The sequence below is a fragment of the Thermodesulfobacterium commune DSM 2178 genome (assembly GCF_000734015.1).
Classification (GTDB): Bacteria; Desulfobacterota; Thermodesulfobacteria; order Thermodesulfobacteriales; family Thermodesulfobacteriaceae; genus Thermodesulfobacterium; species Thermodesulfobacterium commune.
Window position 1 is genome coordinate 1,679,885 of record NZ_CP008796.1, and the last position, 23,407, is coordinate 1,703,291.

Here is a 23,407-nt window from a genome sequence, read left to right on the forward strand (position 1 = left end):
GCTTTTTTGGGCGGTTAGCTCAGGGGTAGAGCGCCATCCTCACACGGTGGATGTCGCAGGTTCAAATCCTGCACCGCCCATTTTGCCTCCTTGCTCCTTGAAGACTCAAGGGGCCCAAAAATAGGACCAAAAGGAGGGTAAAGATGGCTTTGTGGCGACCAGTTAAAAGGTTTCGTAAATGGGAAACCCTATTTATCATCCATCCTGATAGGGTATCTGAAAAAGATCAGGTTTTAGAAAAAGTTAAAGAGATTATTAACTCTAAAGAAGGTGATGTACTTAAAGTAGACGAATGGGGTTTAAGGAAACTCGCTTATCCCATTGCTAAACGTAAAAATGGTTATTATGTCTTAATAGAGTTTTATGGTTTAGCAGATACCCCAAAGGCATTAGAGGATTATTTTAGGATAGATGAACGTGTGGTAAGGTTTATCGTGGTTAAGTTGGAAGATAGATATAATCCAGAAAAAGTATCAAATGAGGGGTAACAGGGGGGATAAAATGGAAAATACGATTATAAAAAAGAAAGCCTTTGCTAAGAAAAAGTTTTGTCGTTTTTGCGCTGATCCAAGCGTTAAGATAGATTATAAAAACGCAGATCTTCTTAAACAGTTTTTAAACGAGAAGGGGATGATCATTCATAGAAGACAAACTGGTACCTGTGCCTACCATCAGAGACAACTTACTACTGCTATCAAAATGGCAAGAATAATGGCTCTTTTGCCTTTTGTGGCTGAAGTAGAGGTAGAATAATCAAACAGGGGGATAACCGATGGAAGTGATATTGAGAACCGATGTTCCTAAATTAGGTAAGGCAGGTGATATCGTAAGGGTAAAAGATGGATATGCCAGAAATTATTTAATACCAAAAGGCTTTGCCATCCCAGCTAACCAGAAAAACATAAAAGCCTTGGAAAAAGAAAGGCAGATTATTTTAGCTAAGGCAGAAAGAGAACGTAAAAAACTTATGTCTTTGGCTGAAAAACTTGAAGGATTGGAATTGGTAATTTATAGGCGTAAAATAGAAGAGGATAGAATTTTTGGATCAGTTACGGTAGCAGACATAGTAAGCGCCTTAAAAGAAAAGGGATTTGAGGTAGATAAAAAGTTTATCGAATTAGACCAGCCTATCAAAAAATTAGGGGTTTATGAGATACCTGTAAAATTTTCTCCTGATAGAGTAGTAACCATAAAGTTAGAAGTAATAGAAGAAAAATAATATTTTTAAATGTCAGCAAAAAAGAACTTAAAGTTTAAACAAGAGCTTGCGGAGGGTTTACCTCCTGAGCTCTTACCTCCTCAAGACCTACAGGCAGAAAAACATCTTTTAGCAAGTATTTTTATAGACCCTCCTTCCATAGTAAAAGTCCTTGACATCATCAAACCTGAAGATTTTTATGCCTTGCCCCACAGATTAATTTATAGTACCTTCCTTTCTCTCTTTGAAAGGGATGAGCCTATTGACATCGTAACCGTACATAATGAGCTTGAAAAGAGGGGAGAGTTAGAAAAGGTCGGTGGGGCGGTGTATTTAGCCGAGCTGGTTAGTCTTCTTCCTACTTCTGCCCACATCCTCTATTATGCAAAAATAGTAAAAGAAAAAAGTATTCTTAGAGAAATCATCAATATCTCCCAAGAGCTTATCTATAGGGCCTATTATTCTACAGAAGATTCTCAAGAACTTTTAAGTTATGCGGAAAAGGCCTTCTTTGAGTTGTCACATTATGGAAAAAAAGAGGGTTTTTCTCCTTTGAAAGATATAGTAAAAGATACCATCAAGTATTTAGAAAACATTTATCAAAAGGGAGACCTTATAACCGGTATACCTACAGGTTTTTATGAATTAGACCGAATGACCGCAGGGTTACAAAAAGGAGACCTTATTATCATAGCTGCTCGTCCTGGTATGGGTAAGACAGCCTTAGCCTTAGACATAGTAAGAAACGCTACCAAACAAGCCAACATAGGGGCTGCGGTTTTTTCTTTAGAAATGAGTAAACAACAACTTTGTGCAAGGATGCTTTGTGCTGAAGCCAAGGTAAATTTCCAAAAATTTAGGACTGGACAACTGGAGCCTCAAGAATGGCAAAAGATAGCTCAGGCAGCTTCCACCTTAAGTCAACTGCCTATCTATATAGACGAAACTCCAGGGATCAACATTTTAGAAGTAAAAGCCAAGGCCAAAAAACTGCTTAAAGAAACCCCATTAGGGCTGATCGTGATAGACTACCTTCAGTTGATGAAAGGACTTGAAAGAAAGGAAAGAAGAGAACAAGAAATATCAGAAATATCTTCTGGTTTAAAGGCTTTAGCTAAGGAACTTAACGTTCCGGTGGTTGCCCTTTCTCAATTAAACAGAAAGGTAGAAGAACGTCCAGATAAAAGGCCCCAGCTTGCAGATTTAAGAGAATCAGGGGCTATCGAGCAAGACGCAGATGTAATTCTTTTTATCTACAGAGATGAGTTTTATAACAAAGAAAGCCCAGAAAAAGGTATAGCTGAAATCATCATCGGTAAACAGCGTAATGGCCCAATGGGCGTAGTAAAACTTGCCTACTTTCCCCAGTATACTTCTTTTGGAAATTTAGACCCTAATCTCCGTTTTTCTTAATGACTAAAATAGGTACCGGGGAGTTAGCAATTATTTTTTGAGCAGCACTCCCGATAAGTTTCTTCCCCGTCTCTTCGTCAGCTCCTATCGCAAGTAGAGTGGCCCCAAGATTTTTAATGATGTTTACGATAACTGCATAGGGTTCTCCCTTTTCTATAAAGACCCGAGGTTTTAGGCCTAAGCCCTCAATTTCCTTTATAACTGGGGCTAATTGTTCGGAAAGTTCTTCTTTTAATATGTCTAAAAGTTCTTCTTCTCCTATGATAGTTTCAGGAGGAAGTTGGATGACTGAAGCAATATCCAAGGTAGCGCCATACGCCTTAGCTATCTTTGCTGCCCGTTTAACTGCATTGTTACCAGGGATTGACCCATCTGTAGCTGCTAGTATTTTTTGGATCTTTAAAAGAGTTTTTCTGGGTATTATAAGTACGTCTATAGGACTGTCGTTGATGATTTTAGCTGCGGTACTTCCTATAAGGATTTTTTCAAAACTGGTAGCTCCTCTACGTCCTGTTACTATAAGGTCGCAGTTGTTTTTGATGGCTACCTCTATCACTTTTTCACAAGGTTTCCCTTCTTCTAAAAAGGTTTTTAGCTCCATCTGGTTTTCTTCAGCAAGCATTTTAGCCTCTTCCAAGGCTTTTATGTATGTTTTTTTGATATTCTCTCTAACATGTCCAAAGATAGAAAGAGAACTCACCAACCCTTTATAAGGAGGGATAACACTTACAGCCATAAGCTCTATACCTTCGTTCTTAGCGAAGGTTAACGCCTCTTCAAAGGCATGTTTACTTGCGTCTGATCCATCAAGTGCAACTAGTATCCTTTTAAACTTACACATTTCCTACCCCCCTTTTTAAACTTACGTATATTTTTTAATTTTTATAAAAAATTAAAAAATAGTCAAGATAAAACTGATATTTTGTAGGTTAAATTTTGAAACTTCTTACTTAATCTTACATCATACAAAGAAAATATGGCATTGATTTTTTTGGAGAGAAAACAGAAGAGAAGATAAACTGAAAGCCCCTAAGGGGTCTCCTTAGGGGCTGAGAAGTAGAGAGTTGTTATTCTTCAGGTTTTTTAATCCAAGGCATCATAGCACGAAGTTGTTTTCCTACCTCTTCTATCAGATGTTCTTTTTCTCTTTTACGGAGAGCGTTTAATACAGGTCTTCCGGCTTGGTTTTCAAGAATCCACTCTCTTGCAAATTCACCTGTTTGAATCTCTTCAAGGATTCTTTTCATTTCAAACCTTACATCTTCATTGATGATCCTTGGACCTCTGGTAAGGTCTCCGTATTCAGCGGTATCACTGATAGAATATCTCATGAAAGAAAGTCCTCCTTCATAAATTAAGTCTACGATAAGCTTAAGTTCGTGAAGGCATTCAAAATAAGCTACTTCAGGCTGGTATCCAGCCTCTACCAGAGTTTCAAAGGCTGCTTTAATAAGTGCTGTAACTCCGCCGCAAAGTACCACTTGTTCCCCAAAAAGGTCTGTTTCAGTTTCTTCTTTAAAAGTAGTTTCTATCACCCCAGCTCTGGTTCCTCCTATTCCTTTCGCATAGGCTAAAGCCTTTTGAAAAGCCTCCCCTGAGGCATCCTGGTGAACTGCTACCAAGCAAGGAACTCCTGCGCCTTTAGTAAATTCTCTTCTAACTAAGTGCCCAGGACCTTTAGGTGCAACCATAGCTACATCCACATCAGCCGGAGGAACGATCTGGTTGTAATGGATGTTAAATCCATGAGCAAAAAGTAACATTTTATTAGGAGTTAATACGGGCTCTATTTCGTTTTTATAAACCAATGGCTGGTCTTGGTCTGGGAGAAGGATCATGATGATGTCAGCTTTCTCGCAAGCTTCTTTAACTGAAAGAGGTGCAAATCCATCTCTTTTAGCCCTTTCATAACTTTTCCCACCTTTTCTTACCCCAACTATCACGTTTAAACCAGAATCTCTTAAATTTAAGGCATGAGCATGCCCTTGACTCCCATAACCTAAAACTGCTATAGTCTTTCCCTTTAAAACCTCCAAACTTACATCCTCGTCTCTGTAAACCTTCATAAAGCACCCCCTAAATAGATTTTAAAGTGTTATTTTAACACTTAATCCTTTTTTGAAAATTTTAAACCTCTTAAATGTTAAGAAAAAACTACTTAGAATAAGGCTCAAAGTATTCGTAGGTATTCTGTTCTTTTTTGTCAGAAAATACGTATATCCATAAATGATGTATCAGATAAAGAGGATATTTTTGATTGCCATAGGTCTTTTCTCCAGAACGAACCTTAACAGTTATGACCCACCATCCAGGGTGCTCAAAGGAAACTACAAAAAATCCGTTTTTTGAAAGTCGAACCTTATTTTTAAGATAAGGATAGTTTATCTGGCCATAGCTGTCTTTAGGAAGGTCTTCTTCATGTAAAAACACAGGAGAAAAGTGTTCAACCTCTACTTCACCTGAGGATAAGGGTTTGTTTTGATACCAAACTTGTCCCCAAAAAACTCCATGTTTTTTAAACCCATAAGGTCTGGTATAAGGTTTGATTTCTAAGTCAAAGTTACAAAGGTTTTTCTGATAGGTTTCCTTTACCACATGAAATGGAGTTTTGACTAAAAATTTACCTACGGTTTTGTCTCTTAACAAAGTATAATCACTTTCCAAACAAAGAAGATGGTCTCCTTCGTTACTGGGAGAAAACTTGAATTTATAACCTACCCTTTTGGTGTTAAGTGAACGGTCAAAAAATTCGGTTTTTAAAAAAGTAGGTTTTTCTGTTGTCCCATTAGGAAGGAGAATATAAAGGTTTTTAGGGGTTTTAAGGTCTAAAATTAACCCAAAGGCAGGCTCTGCTGCCCCTACATAGAAAATTTTTTCTTTTTTTAGGGCTCCATAATTATCAGGAAGGCTGATTAAAAAGACTTTATACCCAAAACTTATTTCAGGGAAAAAAGAAAAGATTAAAAGAAAAAGTAATCCTAAAAAAGGCATTTCTTTTTAGGTGAACCTGTTAAGTATCCAGGAGATGATCGCACTCTTTAGTTGAAGTTCCTGTTCAGGGGTAAGGCTTGTTAACCAATATTTTATCCATTTTTGTAGTCTGTTTACATGAATCTTTGGAGGTTTATCTCCATAGACTAGTTCTAAAGCTTTTAGATACCAGATAAAGATGGCTTGGAGTGGCATGAACCTGTATTCTAAAGTAATAGGATAAAGAACTTCATAAAAAGCACGGTTAGCAAACTTTTTATCTTGTTCGCTTGAGATTTTTCTGATGTGAAGTTTGGATACCGTGGTGGGTCTATTATCTACTTTTTCTTCTAATTCTTTCAAAGCCTCTAAGTTTTTTTCTAAAATCATTAATTTGTCTTGATTTTGTCTTATGATCTCGTCTTGGAGAGCAAGTAAAGCTAACGGATTTTCCCTTTCTTTATAGTATTTTGCCAGTTTCTGCTTTAATACAGATTTACGTGAGCGTCCACCCATAATCTCTCCCTCTTTAAAAAATTACCCCTTTTTCTATAAAACCACATTTTAGTTTTTTTTCAACTGGTTAATCCATAGATAGAGATAAAAAGCTGATAACACTTGCTAACCCTAAGAAAGCAGTTTCTGCTCTTAATACATACGGACCAAGGGATAAGAATAGAAATCCAACTTTAGATAGCAGCTCCTCCTCAGTTTTTTCAAAACCGCCTTCAGGTCCGGTTATAAATACAACGGTGTGGGTTTCCTTAAGTTTTATGCATAACTCTTCTACTTTAAGAGAAGAATCTAAACCTCCTACCAATTTAAGGCTTTCCTTCCAAGGAAAATCTTTTAAGAAAGCCTTTAATTCTACCGGAGACAATATCTCAGGCATAAATAGCCGTCCCGATTGTTTTAACGCTTGTTTCGCTTTATTTATAAGACGGGGAATTAGATTTTTAGAAGGTTTAGCCACACTAAATCTGCTGTAAAAAGGGACAAAAATATCTACTCCAAGCTCTGTACCTTTTTCTACCAGCCACTCGGTTTTTTCTTTTTTTAAAACAGGTAGTATTCCGATAACCTTAGGTGTCCTTGGTTTTTCTTCTCTTAAAAGTTTTAAGATTTGAACCCTAGCTTTAAGAGTTTTTCCGTCTTTTACAATCTCTTTAATTTCAGCCTCAAACTCTTTGCCTTGTCCGTCTATTAGAAAAAGTCTGTCTCCTTGTTTTTTTCTAAGTACTTTAATTAAATGAAAACTCTCTTCTTCTGAAAGAAAACCTTCTTCTCCAGAAAATTCAAAGAAAAATCTATTCCCTCCTTGAAGGTTCATAAAATCTATAATACAATAAATTTTGATGGAGTCAAAAGAGCCTAATATTATCATATACAAAGCCAGTGCAGGAAGCGGAAAGACTTATAATTTAGCCTTAAACTACCTTAAGTTTATCTCTCAAGAAGGAAAGGATTCACTCAAAAAATTTCTTGCGATCACTTTTACCAACAAAGCTGCTTTTGAGATGAAACAAAGGATAATAGTGTTTTTGAAAGAGATAATAAAACAAACAGAAAGAGGAAAAACTTTAAGCTGTCAGCTTAATCTCTCACCTGAAAAAGCAAAAGAAATCCTAAATCACCTTTTTTTAAATTACGACCACCTTCAGGTTAAGACCATAGATAGTTTTCTGCTAACCTTATATAAGGCTATCTCGTATGAGGTAGGTTTGGAGCCAGATTTCAGGGTAAGTACCTATCTTAGAGAAGAGCTTATAGAAAAGGCTCTTACCGATTTTTACCAACAAACAGAAAAAGACCAGGAGTTAAAAAAAATTTTAGAAACTTTTGTGGAAATTCTAATTACAGAGAAAGAATTTCTTAAGCTCAATTTTAAAAATAGTCTAATTTCCGAATTAAAAAAACTTCTGGAAAAACTTACTTATCATAAAGAGGTTTTAACCTTTTTGAATAGCTTAAACAAGGATGATGATAACGAATTAGATAGAGAAATAAAAACCTATTTTGGATTTTATTCTATCTTAAAGGACTTCCTAGAAAGGACTTTTTTTCGAGAAAAAGAGCTTGTTATAGGATTTTGGAAAGAAAAAATAGCAGATATTTTGTTTAAAGAAGAAGATGGACTTCTTCCTTGGGTATATGTCAAGCTTGGAAGCCTTAAAGGGGTTATTATAGATGAGTTTCAGGATACGGACCGGCTTCAGTGGGAAGCGTTGAACCCTATCATAGAAGATTTAATAAGTAAACAGGGATTTTTAATCTGTGCTGGAGATCCTAAACAGTCTATCTTCCAATGGAGAGGGGCAGATCCTAAACTTTTTGAAGAGGTTTCGCAAAATTTAACTCTGCGTTCTTACAATGTTAAAGAAGAAGTTTTAGACCACAACTATCGTAGTAGTAAAACAATAATAGAGTTTAACAACCGATTTTTTAATAAACTCAACGAAGACCACATAATTCATGAAATTTTGACAGAGCTTGTTTTTTCTAAATCAGACCGAGGATCAGACCGAGGAGAGGAAAAGGATAAAGTTCTTCAAAACCTTATAAGTGAGTTTAAAACCAATTTTAAGCATGTCCTTCAAAATCCATCAAATACACAACAAGGAGAAGATAAAAGTAGAGTTGAGATACGAAGGTTTAATATTGATGAATCATCCGAAAATAAGGCTATAGAAAAGGCAAAAGAAGAGGTTCTCAACATTTTAAACGAGCTTAAATCTCAAGGAGAATTAAGGGATGTAGCTATCTTGATGCTAAAAAACGAGGAAGTAGCAGATTTTTCTTCTTTTCTTATTTCTCAAGGTTTTAATGTATTAGCCACCTCTTCTTTGCATTTAAAGGAGTCGCTGGTGGTAAACGCCTTAGCGTCTTTACTTAAGTTTATAGCCTATCCAGAGGACGAGGTCGCTCTTGCAGGGTTTCTTTCAAGTGCTATTTTCCCTGAAGGAAAGGAAATTTTAGAAGAATACCTAAATTGGATTTTAACTAAATCTTATTTAAGGCTTGTAGCGTTTTTGAAAGAACATAGAAAAGAGTTTTGGGAAACACAGATATTGCCTCTTTTGGATCTAAAGAAAGATGCCTCTTTGTATAAAACCTGTATAGAGATAGTTAAAAACTTAGAAATAGAAAAGAAATTTTCGACAGAGATAACAGCACTTTATAAATTTTTGACGGTGGTTTTTAATTTAGACAGAAAAGGAGAAGGTCTTGAAGAATTTTTATTATACTGGGAAAAATATTCAGAAGATGAAATGGACATCCCTGAGATGGAAGATTGCATAAAAATTTTAACCATTCATAAAGCCAAAGGGTTAGAGTTTGAAACGGTGATTTTACCATTACTCTGGAAAGAAAAAACGTTCGTTACAGACTTAAGGTTGGTATTTTACAACGGAAAAGTTTTTTATGGGAAAAAAACGGAGCTTCCTGAAGAAGGTAGATTAGGCTGGTATTTAGAAAAAGCTAAAAATCGGCTTGAGCTTTTGAACTTACTTTATGTTGCACTTACCAGGGCTAAGAAAAATTTGTTTGTTCTCCTTCCAGACCCTATAGAAAAAACCAAATTTTCTCCTTTGGTAAAAATATTTAAAAAGGTTTACGACCTTTTGGAAAGGGAAAATTTGGAAAGCAGTAATTCTTTAAGTTCATCAAAGCTTTCTACGTAATAATCTGCGTTAAGGGCTCGGTTTTTAAAAGCTACCAAGGAAACTTTACAGGCTTTACAAAGGGCTTCATCTACCTTAGAATCTCCTACATATAAAGTTTCCTTAGGAGAAGTTTTAAAATGTTCTAAAATCTGGAGAAGGGCTCGAGGGTTGCTTTTGGGAACGATGCTTGCATCCATAACATAATCAAAATAATCGGTAAGGTTGAAGTGAGATAACAAAGGATAGGTGGAAGTAGTACGGTTGGTGCATAAAGCAATGTATAAATAATTTTTGGCCCAACTTAAAAATTCCTTTACTCCTTTTTCCATAACTAAATAGTCAAAAAAAAGGGAATAAGAAACCTCTTTTTGGATATTTTTAGCTAAATCAAGTTTGTCTGGCATGTTTCTGAAAAGATAGGCTAAACATTCGTTGACTGAATGCATATGGATAAATTCTATCTCTTCAGGACTCATAGGAGGTCTTCCGACCCTTTCAAGGATATAGTTATAGAAATAAGTATTGGCCTGTTTTGAATCAAAAAGCACTCCATCACAATCTAAAACCAAAAGTTTGATTTTATTCATAACCCTTTACTTTTTTCTGTTAGTTAGATAATCTGTAATGAAAAGGAGCATTTGTTTGTAAATATTTTCTGGTAATCCATTTAGGGTATCTTTAGCTTTATTTATATAGGATAAAGCTTTTTCTTGGGCAAGCTTAAATCCTTGATTTTTCTCTATAAGGTTTTTAGCTTCTTCGAAAAATTCCTCCTTAGGCTCAGGGAGATTTAACAACTCTAAAAGCCTTTTCTGATCCGCCTCTGAGGCTTGCTTTAAAGCATAGATTACCGGTAAGGTGATTTTTCCTTCCTTAAAATCTCTTCCCAAGTCTTTTCCTGTTTCAGTGCTTAAGTAGTCTAAAAGGTCATCTATGATTTGGAAAGATAAACCTAAATACTTCCCAAAAATTTTTAGTTTTTCTCGTTCCTTGTTAGAAGCTCCTCCTAAGATCGCTCCTACTTCACAACAAGCAGAGATAAGAGCTGCAGTTTTTCTGAAAATAATTTCTTCATAAAATTCTTCCGAAAGGTTTGTTTGATAAAGATTTAAGAGCTGAAGGACCTCTCCTTCACTCATGATAAGGGTGGTTTCAGTAATAATTTCCATAATCTCAGGGTTTCTTAATTCACTGGCAAGTTTTAAAGCCTTAGCATAAAGGTAATCACCTACTAAAATGGTAGCTTGATTGCCCCAAAGATTTCTTGCAGCCTTTCTTCCCCTTCTAAACTCTGCTGAATCTACTACGTCATCGTGAAGAAGGGTTGCTGCATGTAAATATTCAAAAAGAATAGAAGACCGATATAAAACCTCAGAAACAGAAGGAGAGAAAAGTTTAGCACAGATTACGGTAAGAAGAGGTCTTATCCTTTTCCCACCTGCAAAGAGAATATACTCACTTACTTGATTGATAAACGGTACTTGAGAACTAAGAAAATTCTTTAGAGCTTCTTCTATTAAAAGGAGTTCTTTTTTGATTTCTTCGACAATCATCTTACTTTTTACACTTTTTGTGGAATTATAAAGCATAAACCTCTTTTTGACAATCATAATTTCTAAAACAAAAAAAAATGAAAGAAAATTTTTAAAAAATTAAAAAAAAAGATATTTAATAAAAATATTTGCTCATATTAAACTAAAAAACATGTTAAACGCCTTTTAATTCTATTGACTTTAATCCTTAATTGTTTAATAATTTGAAAATAATTAAATAATGTAGGTTTAACTAATGTAGGTAAAATAATTCAACTGAAAGGAGGGTTACTATGGAGCTTTATTTTAACAGGCCTATGCCTCATGGTGGACGGTTGGTAGAAAGAGTTCTTAAAGACAAAAAAGCAGCTAAGAAGATCGTCCAGGCTTGTGAAAAGGCAGGGGCTGTTTATGACATCAAGCCTACCTTGCACTACAAAAGAGGCACACCTGTCAGAAACGTTTATCGTGAGATTATGTCTGTCTGTTATGGATTTTTTAGCCCTGTAGAAGGTTCTATGACCTCTGCTGAGTTAGAGTCTGTTCTTTCAAAAAGAAGGTTGTTAAGTGGTTGGATTTTCCCTTATCCTATTCTTTTTGACATTTCCAAAGAAGATTATCAGAAACTTGGGGTTGATGCTGGAGATAGATTGCTTCTCAGGCTTAAAGGTAAGCCTTTTGCAATCTTAGACATCGAAGAAATTTATGAAATCGACCCTGCTGAACTTGCAGACAGAACTTTTGGTACTCCTGAAAAAAATCCTGAGGTAGTGAGAGAAAAGTTTGATGATAAACATCCTGGTTGGGTTATTTACAGAAGTCATCAGCCTATCATTTTGGCTGGAAAGTATACCATCATTAACGAGCCTATTTTTAAACCTCCTTTCGACAGATTTTGGATTCCTCCAAGAAAGTGTAGAGAGATTTTTGACGAAAGAGGTTGGAGAACTGTGATCGCTCACCAAACAAGAAACGTGCCTCATGTTGGACACGAGATGCTTATGAAGGCAGCTGCTTTTACCGGTGATGTGGAGCCTTGTCATGGTATTTTGGTAAATGCTATTATTGGTGTTAAAAGAAGAGGAGACTATCCTGATGAGGCTATCTTAGAAGCTCATGACATGGTGAATAAGGCAGGTTATATCAAGCCTAACAGGCATCTTGTTTCCTTTACCCTTTGGGATATGAGATATGGTAACCCCTTAGAAAGTTTGCTCCATGGTATCATCAGGCAAAACATGGGTTGTACTCACCATATGTTTGGTAGAGACCATGCAGCTGTAGGTGAATACTATGATACATTTGCTACCCAGATCCTATGGCTTAAGGGTATTCCTAGCTATGGTTTTGACAAGCCTCCTACAGAGGTTGAGGGTGGCTTGCAGATTAGGCCTCAAAACATGAGGGAATTCTGGTATTGTCCAAAATGTAAGGAAATGGCTTACAGTGAAAGTTGTGGCCACGACAAAGAAAAACAAAAGCTAAGTGGTAGCTTGATAAGAGGTTTGGTTGCTGAGGGTGTTCAGCCTCCAGCCATTATCATGAGGCCTGAGATATTTAAGACTATCGTTAAATGGTGGAAGAAGTTTGATTATCCTTTTGTTAACGAAAAATACGTACAATATAAAGAAGAGACTTTAGAAGTTGATGTTCCTGACCTTGATTAGTTAAAACTTTTAAAAACATAGGGGGTGAAAACATGGAATACATTTTAGAAGTATTTTTAGATGATTACAGGTTGGCAAAACTTAAGGGCACTCCTGTAGAGGCCAATATAGAGAGTGTTTTTGGTGGAGAGCTGAAGGTTCTTAGAGTAAAGGTAGGTGAAGAGGTAAAAAATGAGATCTTGAAAGCCTTTGAAACTGCACGAATCGACTCTCGTGCCTGTATAACCGATACTCCTGTAGCTTTCAAAAGAGCGCTTTTTGAAGAGATAGTTAATCAGAAGAGCTTAGGAGAAGAAGTGGTGAAGGCAGTTTTAGCTAACATCGGTAAGATTAAAGAGTTAGCTGCTAAAGAAGCCGAATACCTTCCTGCTCCTGAAATAGAAATTGAGTAAATAAGGTGTATGGGGAAAGGTGGACATCCTTTCCCCATTGTTCTTTAAAAAGATAGCAAAAGAAATAAAAAGATAAAAAAAGATTAATGAAGTTTTTAAGATATTTTTAAAAATTTTTGCTTATTTTCTAGAGTTGACTTTTTATTAAAGTTGTTTATAAAGATATAAAAGTTTATAAGAATAAAACCAAAAAGGAGGTTGGCTATGCCAAGTTATGTGAACCCTGAAAAGTGTGACGGTTGCAAGGGTGGTGACAGGACAGTTTGTATGTACATTTGTCCTAATGACCTTATGATTCTTGACCCTGAGGCTATGAAGGCTTACAACCAGGAGCCTGATCAGTGCTGGGAGTGTTATAGCTGTGTAAAAAGCTGTCCTCAAGGTGCTATAGCTATCAGGCATTATGCCGATTTTGCTCCATTACACGGAACTTGCCAACCTATGCGTGGTACTACTGACATTATGTGGACCATCAAGTTTAGAAACGGTGTTGTATTAAGGTTTAAGTTCCCTATCAGAACCACACCTGAAGGTTCTGCTGATCCTACGGTTGGGAAACCTGCTCCTGATCCATCTAAACTTAGTACCAACCAGCTTTTTACTCAGGCAGCTGATGGAATAGAACCTAAGAAGCCTGAAGCCGTTCTTAATAAGAAATTTGAAGTTGGTGCTCTTGGTAAGGTTGCAAAATACTAAAAAATTTAAAAAATTTTAAAAATAAAAGGAGGTGGCAACTATGCCTAAGATTTGGTTTTATAACCCTGGTTTGGCTTGTGCAGAACCTGAAATAGTAGAAAAAGAGACAGATATTTTGATTGTTGGTGGTGGAATGGCTGCATGTGGTGCTGCTGTGGAGGCCGTTCAGTGGGCCAAGCCTCATGGTTTAAGGATTCTTCTTTGCGATAAGGCTGCTATGGAAAGGTCTGGTGCTGTAGCTATGGGTCTTTCTGCTATCAACACCTATATAGGAGAAAACAAGCCTGATGATTATGTAAGAATGGTCCGTTGTGACTTGATGGGTATTGTACGTGAAGACTTAGTTTTTGATGTTGGTCGTCATGTAGATGATACTGTTCATTGTTTTGAAGAATGGGGTCTTCCTATCTGGAAAAAAGATCCTAACACTGGTAAAACGTTAGACGGAGCTGAAGCTAAGGCTAAGGGGTTAACACTAAAGAATGGTGCTCAGCCTGTTCGTTCTGGCCGTTGGCAGATCATGATTAATGGAGAGTCTTATAAGGTTATCGTGGCTGAGGCTGCTAAAAATGCTCTTGCCAGCTATGATAAGGCTGAGATCATTGAAAGATGCTTTATCGTAAGACCTTTATTAGATGCTAATGATAAGGGTCGTTGTGCTGGTGCTGTAGGATTTTCTGTCAGAGAAAATAAAATCTATATCATTAAGGCTAAGGCTACTCTTCTTGCTACCGGTGGTGCGGTTAACATTTTCCGTCCAAGGTCTATAGATGAAGGTAAGGGCCGTGCTTGGTATCCTGTATGGAACCCTGGAACTGGTTATGCTATGTGTGCAATGAGTGGTGCTAAGCTTGTTCTTATGGAAAACAGGTTTATCCCTGCTCGTTTTAAAGATGGTTATGGTCCTGTTGGTGCTTGGTTCTTGCTCTTTAAAGCTAGGGCAACCAACGCCTTTGGTGAAGACTATGTAGCCAAACATAAAGATGAACTCAAGAAGTTTGCTCCTTATGGAGAAGCTTCTCACATCGGTACCTGTTTGAGAAACCATGCAATGCTTATTGAAATGGAACAGGGTCGTGGTCCTATTTATATGCACACTGAATGGGCTCTTCAGGAAGCCGCTGAAAAGATGGACAAGAAAGAGTTTAAACATCTCATTGCTGAGGCTTGGGAAGACTTCTTAGATATGTGTGTAACTCAGGCTGGATTGTGGGCTTGTTTGAACATCGAGCCTGAAAAAGTACCTTCTGAAATTATGCCTACCGAGCCTTATCTCCTTGGTAGCCACGCTGGTTGCGCTGGTGCTTGGGTATGTGGTCCTAATGAAGATTGGGTACCTGAAGAATATAAGGCTCCTTGGAAAGAAATCGGTCTTTACAACAGGATGACTACTATAAAAGGTCTTTTCTGTGCTGGTGACACCGTTGGAGCTTCTGGACATAAATTTTCCTCTGGTTCTCATGTAGAGGGACGTATTGCAGCCAAGGCTATGGTCCAATACTGCCTCGACAATAAAGACTATACACCTACCATCAAGGAAACCGCTGAAGAGTTAAAGAAAGAAATCTATGGTCCTTGGTATAGGTTTGAAGAATTTAAGAATGCTTCTACCCACTATGAAATCAATCCCAACTATCTCATTCCTCGTCACATCCAGGCCAGGCTTATGAAGCTTATGGACGAATATGTGGCTGGTGCCTCTACTTTCTACAAGACCAACAAGGTCATGCTCGAGAGAGGTCTTGACCTTCTCAGAATGCTTAAAGAAGACATGGAATATGCTGCAGCCAGAGACTTACATGAACTTATGAGAGCTTGGGAAAACAGGCACCGTGTATGGACTGCTGAGGCTCACCTCTTGCACATCCTTTTCCGTGAAGAGACTCGTTATCCTGGTTACTTCTACAGAACTGACTTTCCTTCTCTTGATGATGCTAACTGGAGATGTTTCACCCTTTCCAGCTGGGATCCTGAAACTAAGGAATGGACTTTAGAAACCTATCCTTACGTCCAGATCATTCCTGATCCACTTGGACCGTAAAATAATTAAATAGTAGTAAGGGAGGGGGCTTAGTCCCCCTCTTTTTTATTTTTTCAGAATAAAGCCCTTTAGGGAAAAGGGCTTTATTCTGAAAAAGTGTTTAGGGGGTTATAATATGAGTAAACCTATATTGGTGGTAGGTGGTGGTATAAGTGGAGTAACCGCTGTGGTAGAGGCAGCAGAGGTTGGAGCTGAAGTTATTTTAGTAGAAAAACAACCTACCTTAGGTGGAAGGGTAGCTCAACTTAGGTATTATTTTCCTAAGTTGTGTCCTCCTACTTGTGGTTTAGAGATTAACTATAGGAGGATTAAAAGTAATCCCAGGATTAAAGTATATACAATGGCAGAGGTTCTAGAGGTAAGTGGGACACCTGGGAATTATAATGTTAAAATCAAAATATATCCAAGGTATGTGAATAATAACTGTACTGCCTGTGGAGAGTGTGAGAAGGTTTGTGAAGGAGAGAGGGTAAGTGACTTTGACTTTGGCCTTTCTAAAACAAAGGCCATCTATCTTCCTCATCCTGTAGCTTTTCCTATGAAATATGTATTAGATAAAGACGCTTTGGCCCCTGGGGATTTAGAAAGGATTATGGCAGCTTGTAAATATAATGCTATAGATCCAGAAATGAAAGAAGAGATTTTAGAATTAAATGTAGGTGCTATAATCTGGGCTACCGGTTGGAAGCCTTATGATGCTACCAAGCTTGATAATTTAGGTTATGGGAAATATGCAAATGTAATCACTAATATGCAAATGGAAAGAATGGCTTCTCCTTGGGGACCTACACAAGGAAAGATTGTAAGGCCTTCTGATAACCAACCACCTAAAAAGGTGGCTTTTGTTCAGTGTGCCGGTTCTCGTGATGAAAATCATTTGCCTTTCTGTTCTTACATCTGTTGTTTGGCATCATTAAAACATAGTCTTTATTTGGCAGAACAAGACCCTAAGGCAGAATCTTATATCTTTTATATAGACCTTAGAACCCCTGGTAGATATGAGAAATTTCTAAAGAAAGCTGAAGCTGAGGCTAAGATTAATTTTATAAAGGGTAAGGTAGCTAAAATAGAGGAGGATCCTGAAACTAAAGATTTGATAGTTACTGCTGAGGATACCCTTTCTGGTAAAAAGGTTAGTCAAAAGGTTGATTTGGTGGTATTAGCTTTAGGAATGCAACCGAGTTTAGCTTCTGCGGAAATTAAGGGTATAAAGATCGATCAAAATGGATTTGTGGTTGAGGATGAAGGAATTATAAGTTGTGGTTGTGCAAAGATGCCTTTAGATGTCATGACTTCTAATGAGACTGCTACTGGTGCAGCTTTAAAAGCTATTCAAATTATAAAAAGGGGGTAAAAAATGGAAAAAATAGGAGTTTTTATATGCTCTTCTTGTAATATAGGTGATCGTTTGGAATTGGCGGATTTAGAAAATGCAGCTAAAGACCAAGGTGCTGCGGTTGTCTATACAAAAGAATTTCTGTGTTCTAAGGAAGGTAGAGCTTTTATCGAAGAAAAAATAGCTCAAGATGGGTTAGATGCTGTTTCTATATGTGCTTGTTCTCAAAGGGTAAACTATGATGTTTTTTCCTTTGATCAAGTAGCGGTTGATAGGGTAAGTTTAAGAGAAGGGGTAGTTTGGAGTAGATTTTTGGTAGGAGAAAACGGAGAGATACTAGAAGATACCGCTGAATATGTTAGTGGGGTTACTTTTAAAGACGAACTGATGGCTTTAGCTAAAGACTATGTAAGAATGAGTGTAGCTAAACTTCAAACTTACAAAAAGCCAGAGCCTTTTAAGCCTGAGGAGGAAATCTCTAAGGTTATTTTAGTTATAGGAGGTGGTGTTGCTGGTTTAACTGCTGCTTTAGAGGCAGCTAAAGCAGGTTATGAGGTGGTTTTGGTAGAAAAGGAAAAAGAACTTGGTGGTTTTGTAGCAAAGATGAAAGCTCATTGTGAGGTGAACCCTCCGTTTCAAAAGTTGGTTCCTCCTATAGTAAATGACCTTATTGCACAGGTAGAAGCAAACGATAAGATAAAAGTATATAAAGGTGCGGTTGTAACCAACATTTCAGGTGCTCCTGGTTTATTCCAGGTAAAGATAAAACAGGGTGGGAAAGAGGAGGAGATAAAGATAGGTTCTATAGTTTTAGCAGCTGGTTTCAAACCATATGATGCGAGCAAGCTTACAGATTTAGGTTACGGAGTTATTCCAAACGTGGTGACTAACGTTAAGTTTGAAGAGATGGCTAAGAATGGAGCTTTGGTAAGACCTTCAGATGGTGCTCCGATAAAGAGTGTTCTTTTTATTCAGTGTGCTGGTCAAAGAGATGAAAATCATCTTCCTTACTGTTCTGGTTTCTGTTGTTTAGCTTCTCTTAAGCAGGCTCAGTATGTAAGAGAGGTAGACCCAGAAGCTAAAGCTTTTATTGTTTATGATCATATGAGAACTATAGGTATTTTTGAGAACTTTTATAAAACTTTACAAGACGACCCAGGGGTGTTTTTAACCAAAGGTAAGGTAGTTTCTGTCACTGAGGGAGAAAACGGTAAGGTTAAGGTGTTGGTAGATGAGACCTTATTAGGAGAAAAAATTGAGCTTGAAGTTGACTTGGTAGTATTAGCTACAGGAATGGTTCCAGTTACAGCTGAAGAGTCTGTACTTAATTTAGAATACAGGCAAGGGCCAGGATTACCTGAACTTGAACTTTTTTATGGGTATGCAGACTCAAACTTCATTTGTTTCCCTTATGAAACCAGAAGAACAGGAATTTATGCAGCAGGGGCTATTCATCAACCTATGACCATTCAACAGGCGATAGAGGATGCTAAGGGAGCAGCTTTGAAGGCTATTCAATGCTTAATTGCTATTGAAGAAGGTCATGCAGTGCATCCAAGGACATGGGATTATGCTTATCCTGAATGGGATTTAAAGATGTGTACTCAATGTAAAAGGTGTACTGAGGAGTGTCCTTTTGGTGCTTTAAATGAAGATGAGAAAGGAAACCCTCTTCCTAATATTACTAGGTGCCGTCGTTGTGGAACTTGTTTTGGTGCTTGTCCTCAAAGAATTATTAACTTTAAGGATTATTCTATCGATATGATTTCTACTATGATTAAGGCTACAGAGATGCCTGAACAGGGATACGAACAGTACAGGCTTATGGCTTTTGTTTGTGAAAACGACGCCTTACCAGCTTTAGACATGGTTGCTTACAATAAAAAGTCCATCCCTGTAGCCTTTAGGATCATTCCTGTAAGATGTTTAGGAGCGGTTAACGTAGCTTTTATAAAAGATTCTATGAGTAAAGGGTACGATGGTATTCTTCTTTTAGGTTGTAAATATGGTGAAAACTATCAGTGCCACTTTATAAAGGGTAGTGAACTTGCTAACAGACGTATGGAAAACGTAGCTGAAACGTTGCAGCAACTTGCATTAGAACCAGAAAGGGTTACAATACATACGGTGGCGATAGATGAGGTAGATTTAGTAGTAGATAAGATGCAAAAATTTGCTGAAGAAATTAAAGGATTTGGTGAAAACCCATTTAAAGGCTGGTAAGGAGGATAGACTATGAGTAATGGCATTTTAAAAGTAGACCCAGATTTAAAGGCCATTCAAGAGCTACAGGAAATAGGTGGTGATACTGTTAAAAAATGCTATCAATGTGCTACATGTGCTACTGTATGTCCTCTTTCTCCAGAAGAGGCTCCTTTCCCTCGGAAACAGATGATCCTTGCTCAATGGGGTTTTAAGGAGAAACTTTTAAATGACCCTGCGGTTTGGTTGTGTCATCAATGTGGTGATTGTAGTAAATATTGTCCAAGAGAGGCTCAGCCAGGAGATGTTTTAGGAGCTTTAAGGTTGTTGGTGATTAAAGAAACAGTGCCTTTAAAGTTTTTGCATACCTTTTATAACAACAGCTGGGGTATTTTGGTTTTACCTGCTATTGCTTTGTTTTTTATTCTTTTAGCAACTTTAGCTACCTTCCAGGGACTTCCCAACTTTTTTGATGCCAACTCCTTCCCTTACGGTGGTCCTACTTATGATATCTGGATTTTTCATTTGCCGGCAAGGGTTTTGATGATAGATGTGGTGTTTTTACCTCTTGCGGCATTTGTGGTGATAATGCTTGCTTCTGCGATAAACAAAGTATGGAATGCCTATGTGGATACGTATAAGATACCTCAGGCCTATAGGTATGGGATGTGGACTATTTTAAAAAATTACTTTATCCCTGCTATAGTAGAGATTTTATCTCATGCGAGGTTTAAAAAGTGTAATTCTAACCACTGGAGGGCTAATCCTCATATGTTGTTGGTTTATGCCTTCATTATTTTAGCCATTACCACAGCGATTGTTTTCTTTATGGCTGACGTTTTAGGTTTCCATACTCCATGGAATCCTCTTACTCATCCTGTTAAATGGTTAGGCAATTTTGGAGGTCTCTTGCTTCTTTATTCCATCATAGCTATAATGGTGGGAAGAGGCAAGGCTGAGGCTGAAAAAAGTGTAAAGACAAGCTATGCTGACAGTTTCTTGATCAATCTTATTTTAATCATTGGTTTAACTGGTTTTGGCATAGAGGTGGTACGGAGTATACCTTCTTTAGAATCTATAGTATCTTTAGTTTATTTAGCTCATTTGGTTGCGGTATTTATCTTATTTTTAGGGGTGGCTTATTCTAAATTTGCTCATTTAGCCTTTAGAACAACCGCAGTTATGTTTGATTTATACTATAAAGACATAAATCAAAAGATGTCTCAATAGTGTTTTGTTCTCTTGACAAAATGTAAAATTAAGTTAATTTTATAGAGACTAAAAACAAGGAGGGGTACCCGAGCGGCCAAAGGGGCCGGGCTGTAAACCCGGTGGCTTTCGCCTTCGGAGGTTCAAATCCTCCCCCCTCCACTTTTGTTTATTTTTAGAGAATAAAGCGGGCGTAGCTCAAGTGGTAGAGCATCAGCCTTCCAAGCTGAGGGTTGCGGGTTCGAGTCCCGTCGCCCGCTCGTGAAAAAAAGTTTGGGTGCCCACGTAGCTCAGGAGGTAGAGCACTTCCTTGGTAAGGAAGAGGTCACCGGTTCGAGTCCGGTCGTGGGCTCCAGTTTTTAAACCTATTTTAGGATAGGAGGAAGGGAAGATGGCTAAGCAAAAGTTTGAGAGGAAGAAGCCGCATTTAAACGTGGGGACGATTGGGCACATAGACCATGGTAAGACCACATTAACCAGTGCTATAACAAGGGTATTGTCTACGAAGGGATATGCGCAGTGGATTCCTTTTGATCAGATAGACAAGGCACCTGAGGAGAAGGCAAGGGGTATAACGATTCAGCTTGCCCATGTTGAGTATGAGAGTGATAAGAGGCACTATGCCCATATAGACTGTCCTGGGCACGCAGACTACATAAAGAACATGATAACTGGTGCGGCGCAGATGGATGGATCTATATTGGTTGTGGCAGCTACCGATGGTCCAATGCCTCAGACAAGGGAGCATGTATTGCTTGCAAGGCAGGTTAACGTTCCAGCGATGGTGGTATTTATGAACAAGGTAGACATGGTAGATGATGCAGAGTTATTGGATTTGGTGGAGTTAGAGGTTAGGGAGTTACTTAGCAAGTATGGATTTCCAGGGGATGAGGTACCGGTGATTAGGGGTAGTGCGTTGAAGGCGCTTGAGTGTGGATGTGGTAAGGAGGAATGTGAGTGGTGTGGTAGGATATGGGAGTTGATGAAGGCGATGGATGAATATATACCTGAGCCTGTTAGGGATGTGGATAAGCCGTTTTTGATGCCTATAGAGGACGTGTTTAGTATATCTGGAAGAGGTACGGTGGTAACAGGTAAGGTGGAGAGGGGTGTGCTTAGGCCTGGAGAGGAGGTAGAGATAGTAGGACTTAGGCCTACGATAAAGACGGTAGCGACTAGTTTGGAGATGTTTAGGAAGATATTGGATGAGGCGTTGCCAGGAGATAATATAGGGGTGTTGTTGAGAGGAGTGGGTAAGGATGAGGTAGAGAGGGGTCAGGTTTTGGCGAAGCCTGGTACTATTAAGCCACATACTAAGTTTAAGGCAGAGGTATATGTGTTGAAGAAGGAGGAGGGGGGAAGGCATACACCGTTTTTTAATGGTTATAGGCCTCAGTTTTATTTTAGGACAACGGATGTGACAGGAGTGGTTAAGTTACCGGATGGGGTTGAGATGGTGATGCCAGGAGACAATGTGGAGTTAGAGGTTGAGTTAATCAAGCCTGTTGCGTTGGAAGAGGGTTTGAGGTTTGCGATTAGAGAAGGTGGAAGGACTGTTGGTGCTGGTGTAGTAACTAAAATAATAGAGTAAAAGTAATATAGGGGTTTTTAAAGATGGCTAAAAAGGGAGAGGCAAGGGTAATTATTCATTTACAGTGCACGGAATGTAAAAGAATTAATTATACTACTACCAAAAACAGAAGAAATACGCCTGATAGGTTAGAGCTTAAAAAGTATTGTCCTTGGGATAGAAGACATACTATACATAAGGAAGTGAAAAAATAATGGTAGGCCAGTAGCTCAACTTGGCAGAGCATCGGACTCCAAATCCGAAGGTTGGGGGTTCAAGTCCCTCCTGGCCTGCCATTTTTTATTTTTTAGGATAGGGTTTTTATGGCTTTAAAAGATCAAGATTTAAACAAAGAAAATTTTAAAGATAGGGTGGTAAGATTTTTAAAAGAGGTTAAAATAGAAGCTAAAAAGATTACGTGGGCTCCTAAGAAACAGGTTTTTATGGGAACGTTGATGGTGGTGATTTTTAGTCTTTTTATAGGTGCATATTTAGGAATTTTGGATATAATATATAACTTCATAATCTCTATTTTGGTGAGGTAAGGTGGCTAAAGTTTGGTATTCAGTACAGGTTTGGTCTGGGTGGGAAGAAAAGGTTAAAGCTATGGTAGAAGAACTTTTGTCCCGCAAGGGAATGTCTAATAAGGTAGAACGCTTTTTTGTACCTCCTTCAAAGGAGATAGAGGTTACTTTTTCTCCGGAGAAGCAATTTGTTAAGTTTTTTTATTCTGGATACTTTTTGATGCTAGGTGAAATAGATGAAGAGTTAAAAGAAGAGATAAAGAGGCTTGAAGGTGTTCTTGATGTGATAGGTGGGGATAGGCTTTATGTTTTTAGAACCGAAGAGGTTGAAAAGCTTATTTCTCAGTTGGTAGTAGAAGAAATAAAGCCTAAACCTCGTTATCAATTTACTCAAGGTGATAGAGTTAGGATTACGGAAGGGCCTTTTGCCAACTTTATAGGGGTGGTAGATGAGGTTAAGCCTGACAAAGGTAAGGTTAAGGTGCTGGTAAGTATATTTGGAAGAGAGACTCCTGTAGAAATAGAGTTTGCTTATTTACAGAAGATTTAAGGGGGATAGAGAGGTATGGCTAAAAAAGTAATAGCACAAATAAAATTACAACTTCCTGCAGGTCAAGCTACTCCGGCACCACCTGTTGGTCCGGCGTTGGGTCAGCATGGTGTTAATATCATGGAGTTTGTTAAGGCGTTTAACGAAAAGACCCGCGGACAGGAAGGTTATATTATTCCTGTGGTGATTACTGTTTATGCAGACCGTTCTTTTACTTTTGAGTTGAAGACTCCGCCTGCTTCGGTGCTTATTAAAAAAGCGATCGGTATCGAAACAGGAGCTCATGCTCCTGGTAAGGAGATAGTAGGTAAGATTACTCGTAAACAGTTAGAAGAGATAGCTAAAATGAAGATGAAAGATCTTACGGCAGCATCTTTAGAGGCTGCTATTAGGACTATAGAAGGCACAGCCAGAAGTATGGGAGTTCAAATCGTAGATTAAG

Annotated in this window: 24 protein-coding genes and 5 tRNA genes; 22 read left to right on the forward strand and 7 right to left on the reverse strand. The window is 38.0% G+C overall.

Annotated features, from left to right (window positions below):
* The first annotated feature begins 8 nt into the window (after positions 1-8).
* The 5 genes from HL41_RS08450 to dnaB all read left to right on the forward strand — a co-directional run bounded on the left by HL41_RS08450 (position 9) and on the right by dnaB (position 2,611).
* A tRNA-Val gene (locus HL41_RS08450) sits at positions 9-80 on the forward strand.
* Positions 81-143: 63 nt separating this feature from the next.
* Entirely contained in the window at positions 144-488 is a 345-nt protein-coding gene (rpsF, locus tag HL41_RS08455) for a 30S ribosomal protein S6 (RefSeq protein WP_038062656.1), read from the forward strand.
* Positions 489-501: 13 nt separating this feature from the next.
* The gene (gene rpsR / locus HL41_RS08460) at positions 502-753 is read left to right on the forward strand and encodes a 30S ribosomal protein S18 (RefSeq protein WP_038062653.1); all 252 of its coding nucleotides are present in this window, start codon (positions 502-504) and stop codon (positions 751-753) included.
* 19 nt (positions 754-772) lie between these two features.
* Positions 773-1,219 (forward strand): 50S ribosomal protein L9, encoded by a 447-nt coding sequence (rplI, locus tag HL41_RS08465; protein WP_038062651.1) that lies wholly within the window; start codon positions 773-775, stop codon positions 1,217-1,219.
* A 9-nt stretch (positions 1,220-1,228) separates the two neighbouring features.
* Positions 1,229-2,611 (forward strand): replicative DNA helicase, encoded by a 1,383-nt coding sequence (gene dnaB / locus HL41_RS08470; protein WP_038062649.1) that lies wholly within the window; start codon positions 1,229-1,231, stop codon positions 2,609-2,611.
* On the opposite strand, the gene HL41_RS08475 is transcribed toward dnaB, so the two are convergent.
* The 5 genes from HL41_RS08475 to HL41_RS08495 form a co-directional block, all read right to left on the reverse strand.
* A complete protein-coding gene (locus HL41_RS08475) occupies positions 2,592-3,452 on the reverse strand; it encodes a universal stress protein (protein ID WP_038062647.1) in 861 nt (286 codons plus the stop codon). The two genes, dnaB and HL41_RS08475, sit on opposite strands and share 20 nt — an antisense overlap.
* Positions 3,453-3,678: 226 nt before the next feature.
* Positions 3,679-4,677 (reverse strand): ketol-acid reductoisomerase, encoded by a 999-nt coding sequence (gene ilvC / locus HL41_RS08480; protein WP_038062645.1) that lies wholly within the window; start codon positions 4,675-4,677, stop codon positions 3,679-3,681.
* An 88-nt stretch (positions 4,678-4,765) separates the two neighbouring features.
* Entirely contained in the window at positions 4,766-5,602 is an 837-nt protein-coding gene (locus HL41_RS08485) for a DUF4198 domain-containing protein (protein WP_038062643.1), read from the reverse strand.
* 6 nt (positions 5,603-5,608) lie between these two features.
* Positions 5,609-6,097 (reverse strand): hypothetical protein, encoded by a 489-nt coding sequence (locus HL41_RS08490; protein ID WP_038062640.1) that lies wholly within the window; start codon positions 6,095-6,097, stop codon positions 5,609-5,611.
* Between the two features lie 67 nt (positions 6,098-6,164).
* Positions 6,165-6,911 carry an RsmE family RNA methyltransferase gene (locus HL41_RS08495; RefSeq protein WP_158506241.1) on the reverse strand — a complete coding sequence of 249 codons (747 nt, stop codon included), beginning with the start codon at positions 6,909-6,911 and terminating at the stop codon, positions 6,165-6,167.
* 25 nt (positions 6,912-6,936) lie between these two features.
* On the opposite strand from HL41_RS08495, the gene HL41_RS08500 reads away from it, so the two are divergent.
* Complete coding sequence (locus HL41_RS08500; protein ID WP_038062634.1) at positions 6,937-9,264, forward strand: UvrD-helicase domain-containing protein; 2,328 nt, start codon at positions 6,937-6,939, stop codon at positions 9,262-9,264.
* Here HL41_RS08500 and HL41_RS08505 read toward each other — a convergent pair.
* Positions 9,195-9,833: an HAD family hydrolase gene (locus HL41_RS08505; RefSeq protein ID WP_038062631.1), complete on the reverse strand. Its 639-nt coding sequence runs from the start codon at positions 9,831-9,833 to the stop codon at positions 9,195-9,197. The genes HL41_RS08500 and HL41_RS08505 overlap by 70 nt on opposite strands.
* A gap of 6 nt (positions 9,834-9,839) precedes the next feature.
* Entirely contained in the window at positions 9,840-10,799 is a 960-nt protein-coding gene (locus HL41_RS08510) for a polyprenyl synthetase family protein (protein ID WP_038062665.1), read from the reverse strand.
* Between the two features lie 272 nt (positions 10,800-11,071).
* Here HL41_RS08510 and sat point away from each other — a divergent pair, with 272 nt between their 5' ends.
* The 16 genes from sat to rplK all read left to right on the forward strand — a co-directional run bounded on the left by sat (position 11,072) and on the right by rplK (position 23,406).
* Positions 11,072-12,445 (forward strand): sulfate adenylyltransferase, encoded by a 1,374-nt coding sequence (gene sat / locus HL41_RS08515; protein ID WP_038062628.1) that lies wholly within the window; start codon positions 11,072-11,074, stop codon positions 12,443-12,445.
* Between the two features lie 32 nt (positions 12,446-12,477).
* A complete protein-coding gene (locus HL41_RS08520; protein ID WP_038062627.1) occupies positions 12,478-12,837 on the forward strand; it encodes a DUF6955 family protein in 360 nt (119 codons plus the stop codon).
* 204 nt (positions 12,838-13,041) lie between these two features.
* Positions 13,042-13,533, forward strand: coding sequence for an adenylyl-sulfate reductase subunit beta (gene aprB / locus HL41_RS08525; protein WP_038062625.1), 492 nt, complete (start codon positions 13,042-13,044; stop codon positions 13,531-13,533).
* A 40-nt stretch (positions 13,534-13,573) separates the two neighbouring features.
* Positions 13,574-15,574 (forward strand): adenylyl-sulfate reductase subunit alpha, encoded by a 2,001-nt coding sequence (aprA, locus tag HL41_RS08530; RefSeq protein WP_038062622.1) that lies wholly within the window; start codon positions 13,574-13,576, stop codon positions 15,572-15,574.
* A 115-nt stretch (positions 15,575-15,689) separates the two neighbouring features.
* Positions 15,690-16,928, forward strand: a complete 1,239-nt coding sequence (locus HL41_RS08535; protein WP_038062619.1) for a CoB--CoM heterodisulfide reductase iron-sulfur subunit A family protein — start codon at positions 15,690-15,692, stop codon at positions 16,926-16,928.
* Between the two features lie 3 nt (positions 16,929-16,931).
* Positions 16,932-19,133: an FAD-dependent oxidoreductase gene (locus HL41_RS08540; RefSeq protein ID WP_038062616.1), complete on the forward strand. Its 2,202-nt coding sequence runs from the start codon at positions 16,932-16,934 to the stop codon at positions 19,131-19,133.
* A 12-nt stretch (positions 19,134-19,145) separates the two neighbouring features.
* The gene (gene qmoC / locus HL41_RS08545; RefSeq protein ID WP_038062613.1) at positions 19,146-20,342 is read left to right on the forward strand and encodes a quinone-interacting membrane-bound oxidoreductase complex subunit QmoC; all 1,197 of its coding nucleotides are present in this window, start codon (positions 19,146-19,148) and stop codon (positions 20,340-20,342) included.
* Positions 20,343-20,400: 58 nt separating this feature from the next.
* Positions 20,401-20,483, forward strand: a tRNA-Tyr gene (locus HL41_RS08550).
* A gap of 25 nt (positions 20,484-20,508) precedes the next feature.
* Positions 20,509-20,581, forward strand: a tRNA-Gly gene (locus tag HL41_RS08555).
* A gap of 19 nt (positions 20,582-20,600) precedes the next feature.
* A tRNA-Thr gene (locus tag HL41_RS08560) sits at positions 20,601-20,676 on the forward strand.
* 36 nt (positions 20,677-20,712) lie between these two features.
* Positions 20,713-21,912: an elongation factor Tu gene (gene tuf, locus HL41_RS08565; protein WP_038549660.1), complete on the forward strand. Its 1,200-nt coding sequence runs from the start codon at positions 20,713-20,715 to the stop codon at positions 21,910-21,912.
* A gap of 23 nt (positions 21,913-21,935) precedes the next feature.
* Complete coding sequence (gene rpmG, locus HL41_RS08570; protein WP_038061924.1) at positions 21,936-22,106, forward strand: 50S ribosomal protein L33; 171 nt, start codon at positions 21,936-21,938, stop codon at positions 22,104-22,106.
* A gap of 4 nt (positions 22,107-22,110) precedes the next feature.
* Positions 22,111-22,187, forward strand: a tRNA-Trp gene (locus HL41_RS08575).
* A gap of 27 nt (positions 22,188-22,214) precedes the next feature.
* Positions 22,215-22,436 (forward strand): preprotein translocase subunit SecE, encoded by a 222-nt coding sequence (gene secE, locus HL41_RS08580; RefSeq protein ID WP_038061927.1) that lies wholly within the window; start codon positions 22,215-22,217, stop codon positions 22,434-22,436.
* Position 22,437: 1 nt separating this feature from the next.
* The gene (gene nusG / locus HL41_RS08585) at positions 22,438-22,965 is read left to right on the forward strand and encodes a transcription termination/antitermination protein NusG (protein ID WP_038061930.1); all 528 of its coding nucleotides are present in this window, start codon (positions 22,438-22,440) and stop codon (positions 22,963-22,965) included.
* 15 nt (positions 22,966-22,980) lie between these two features.
* Positions 22,981-23,406 carry a 50S ribosomal protein L11 gene (gene rplK / locus HL41_RS08590; protein WP_038061933.1) on the forward strand — a complete coding sequence of 142 codons (426 nt, stop codon included), beginning with the start codon at positions 22,981-22,983 and terminating at the stop codon, positions 23,404-23,406.
* Position 23,407 lies beyond the last annotated feature (1 nt).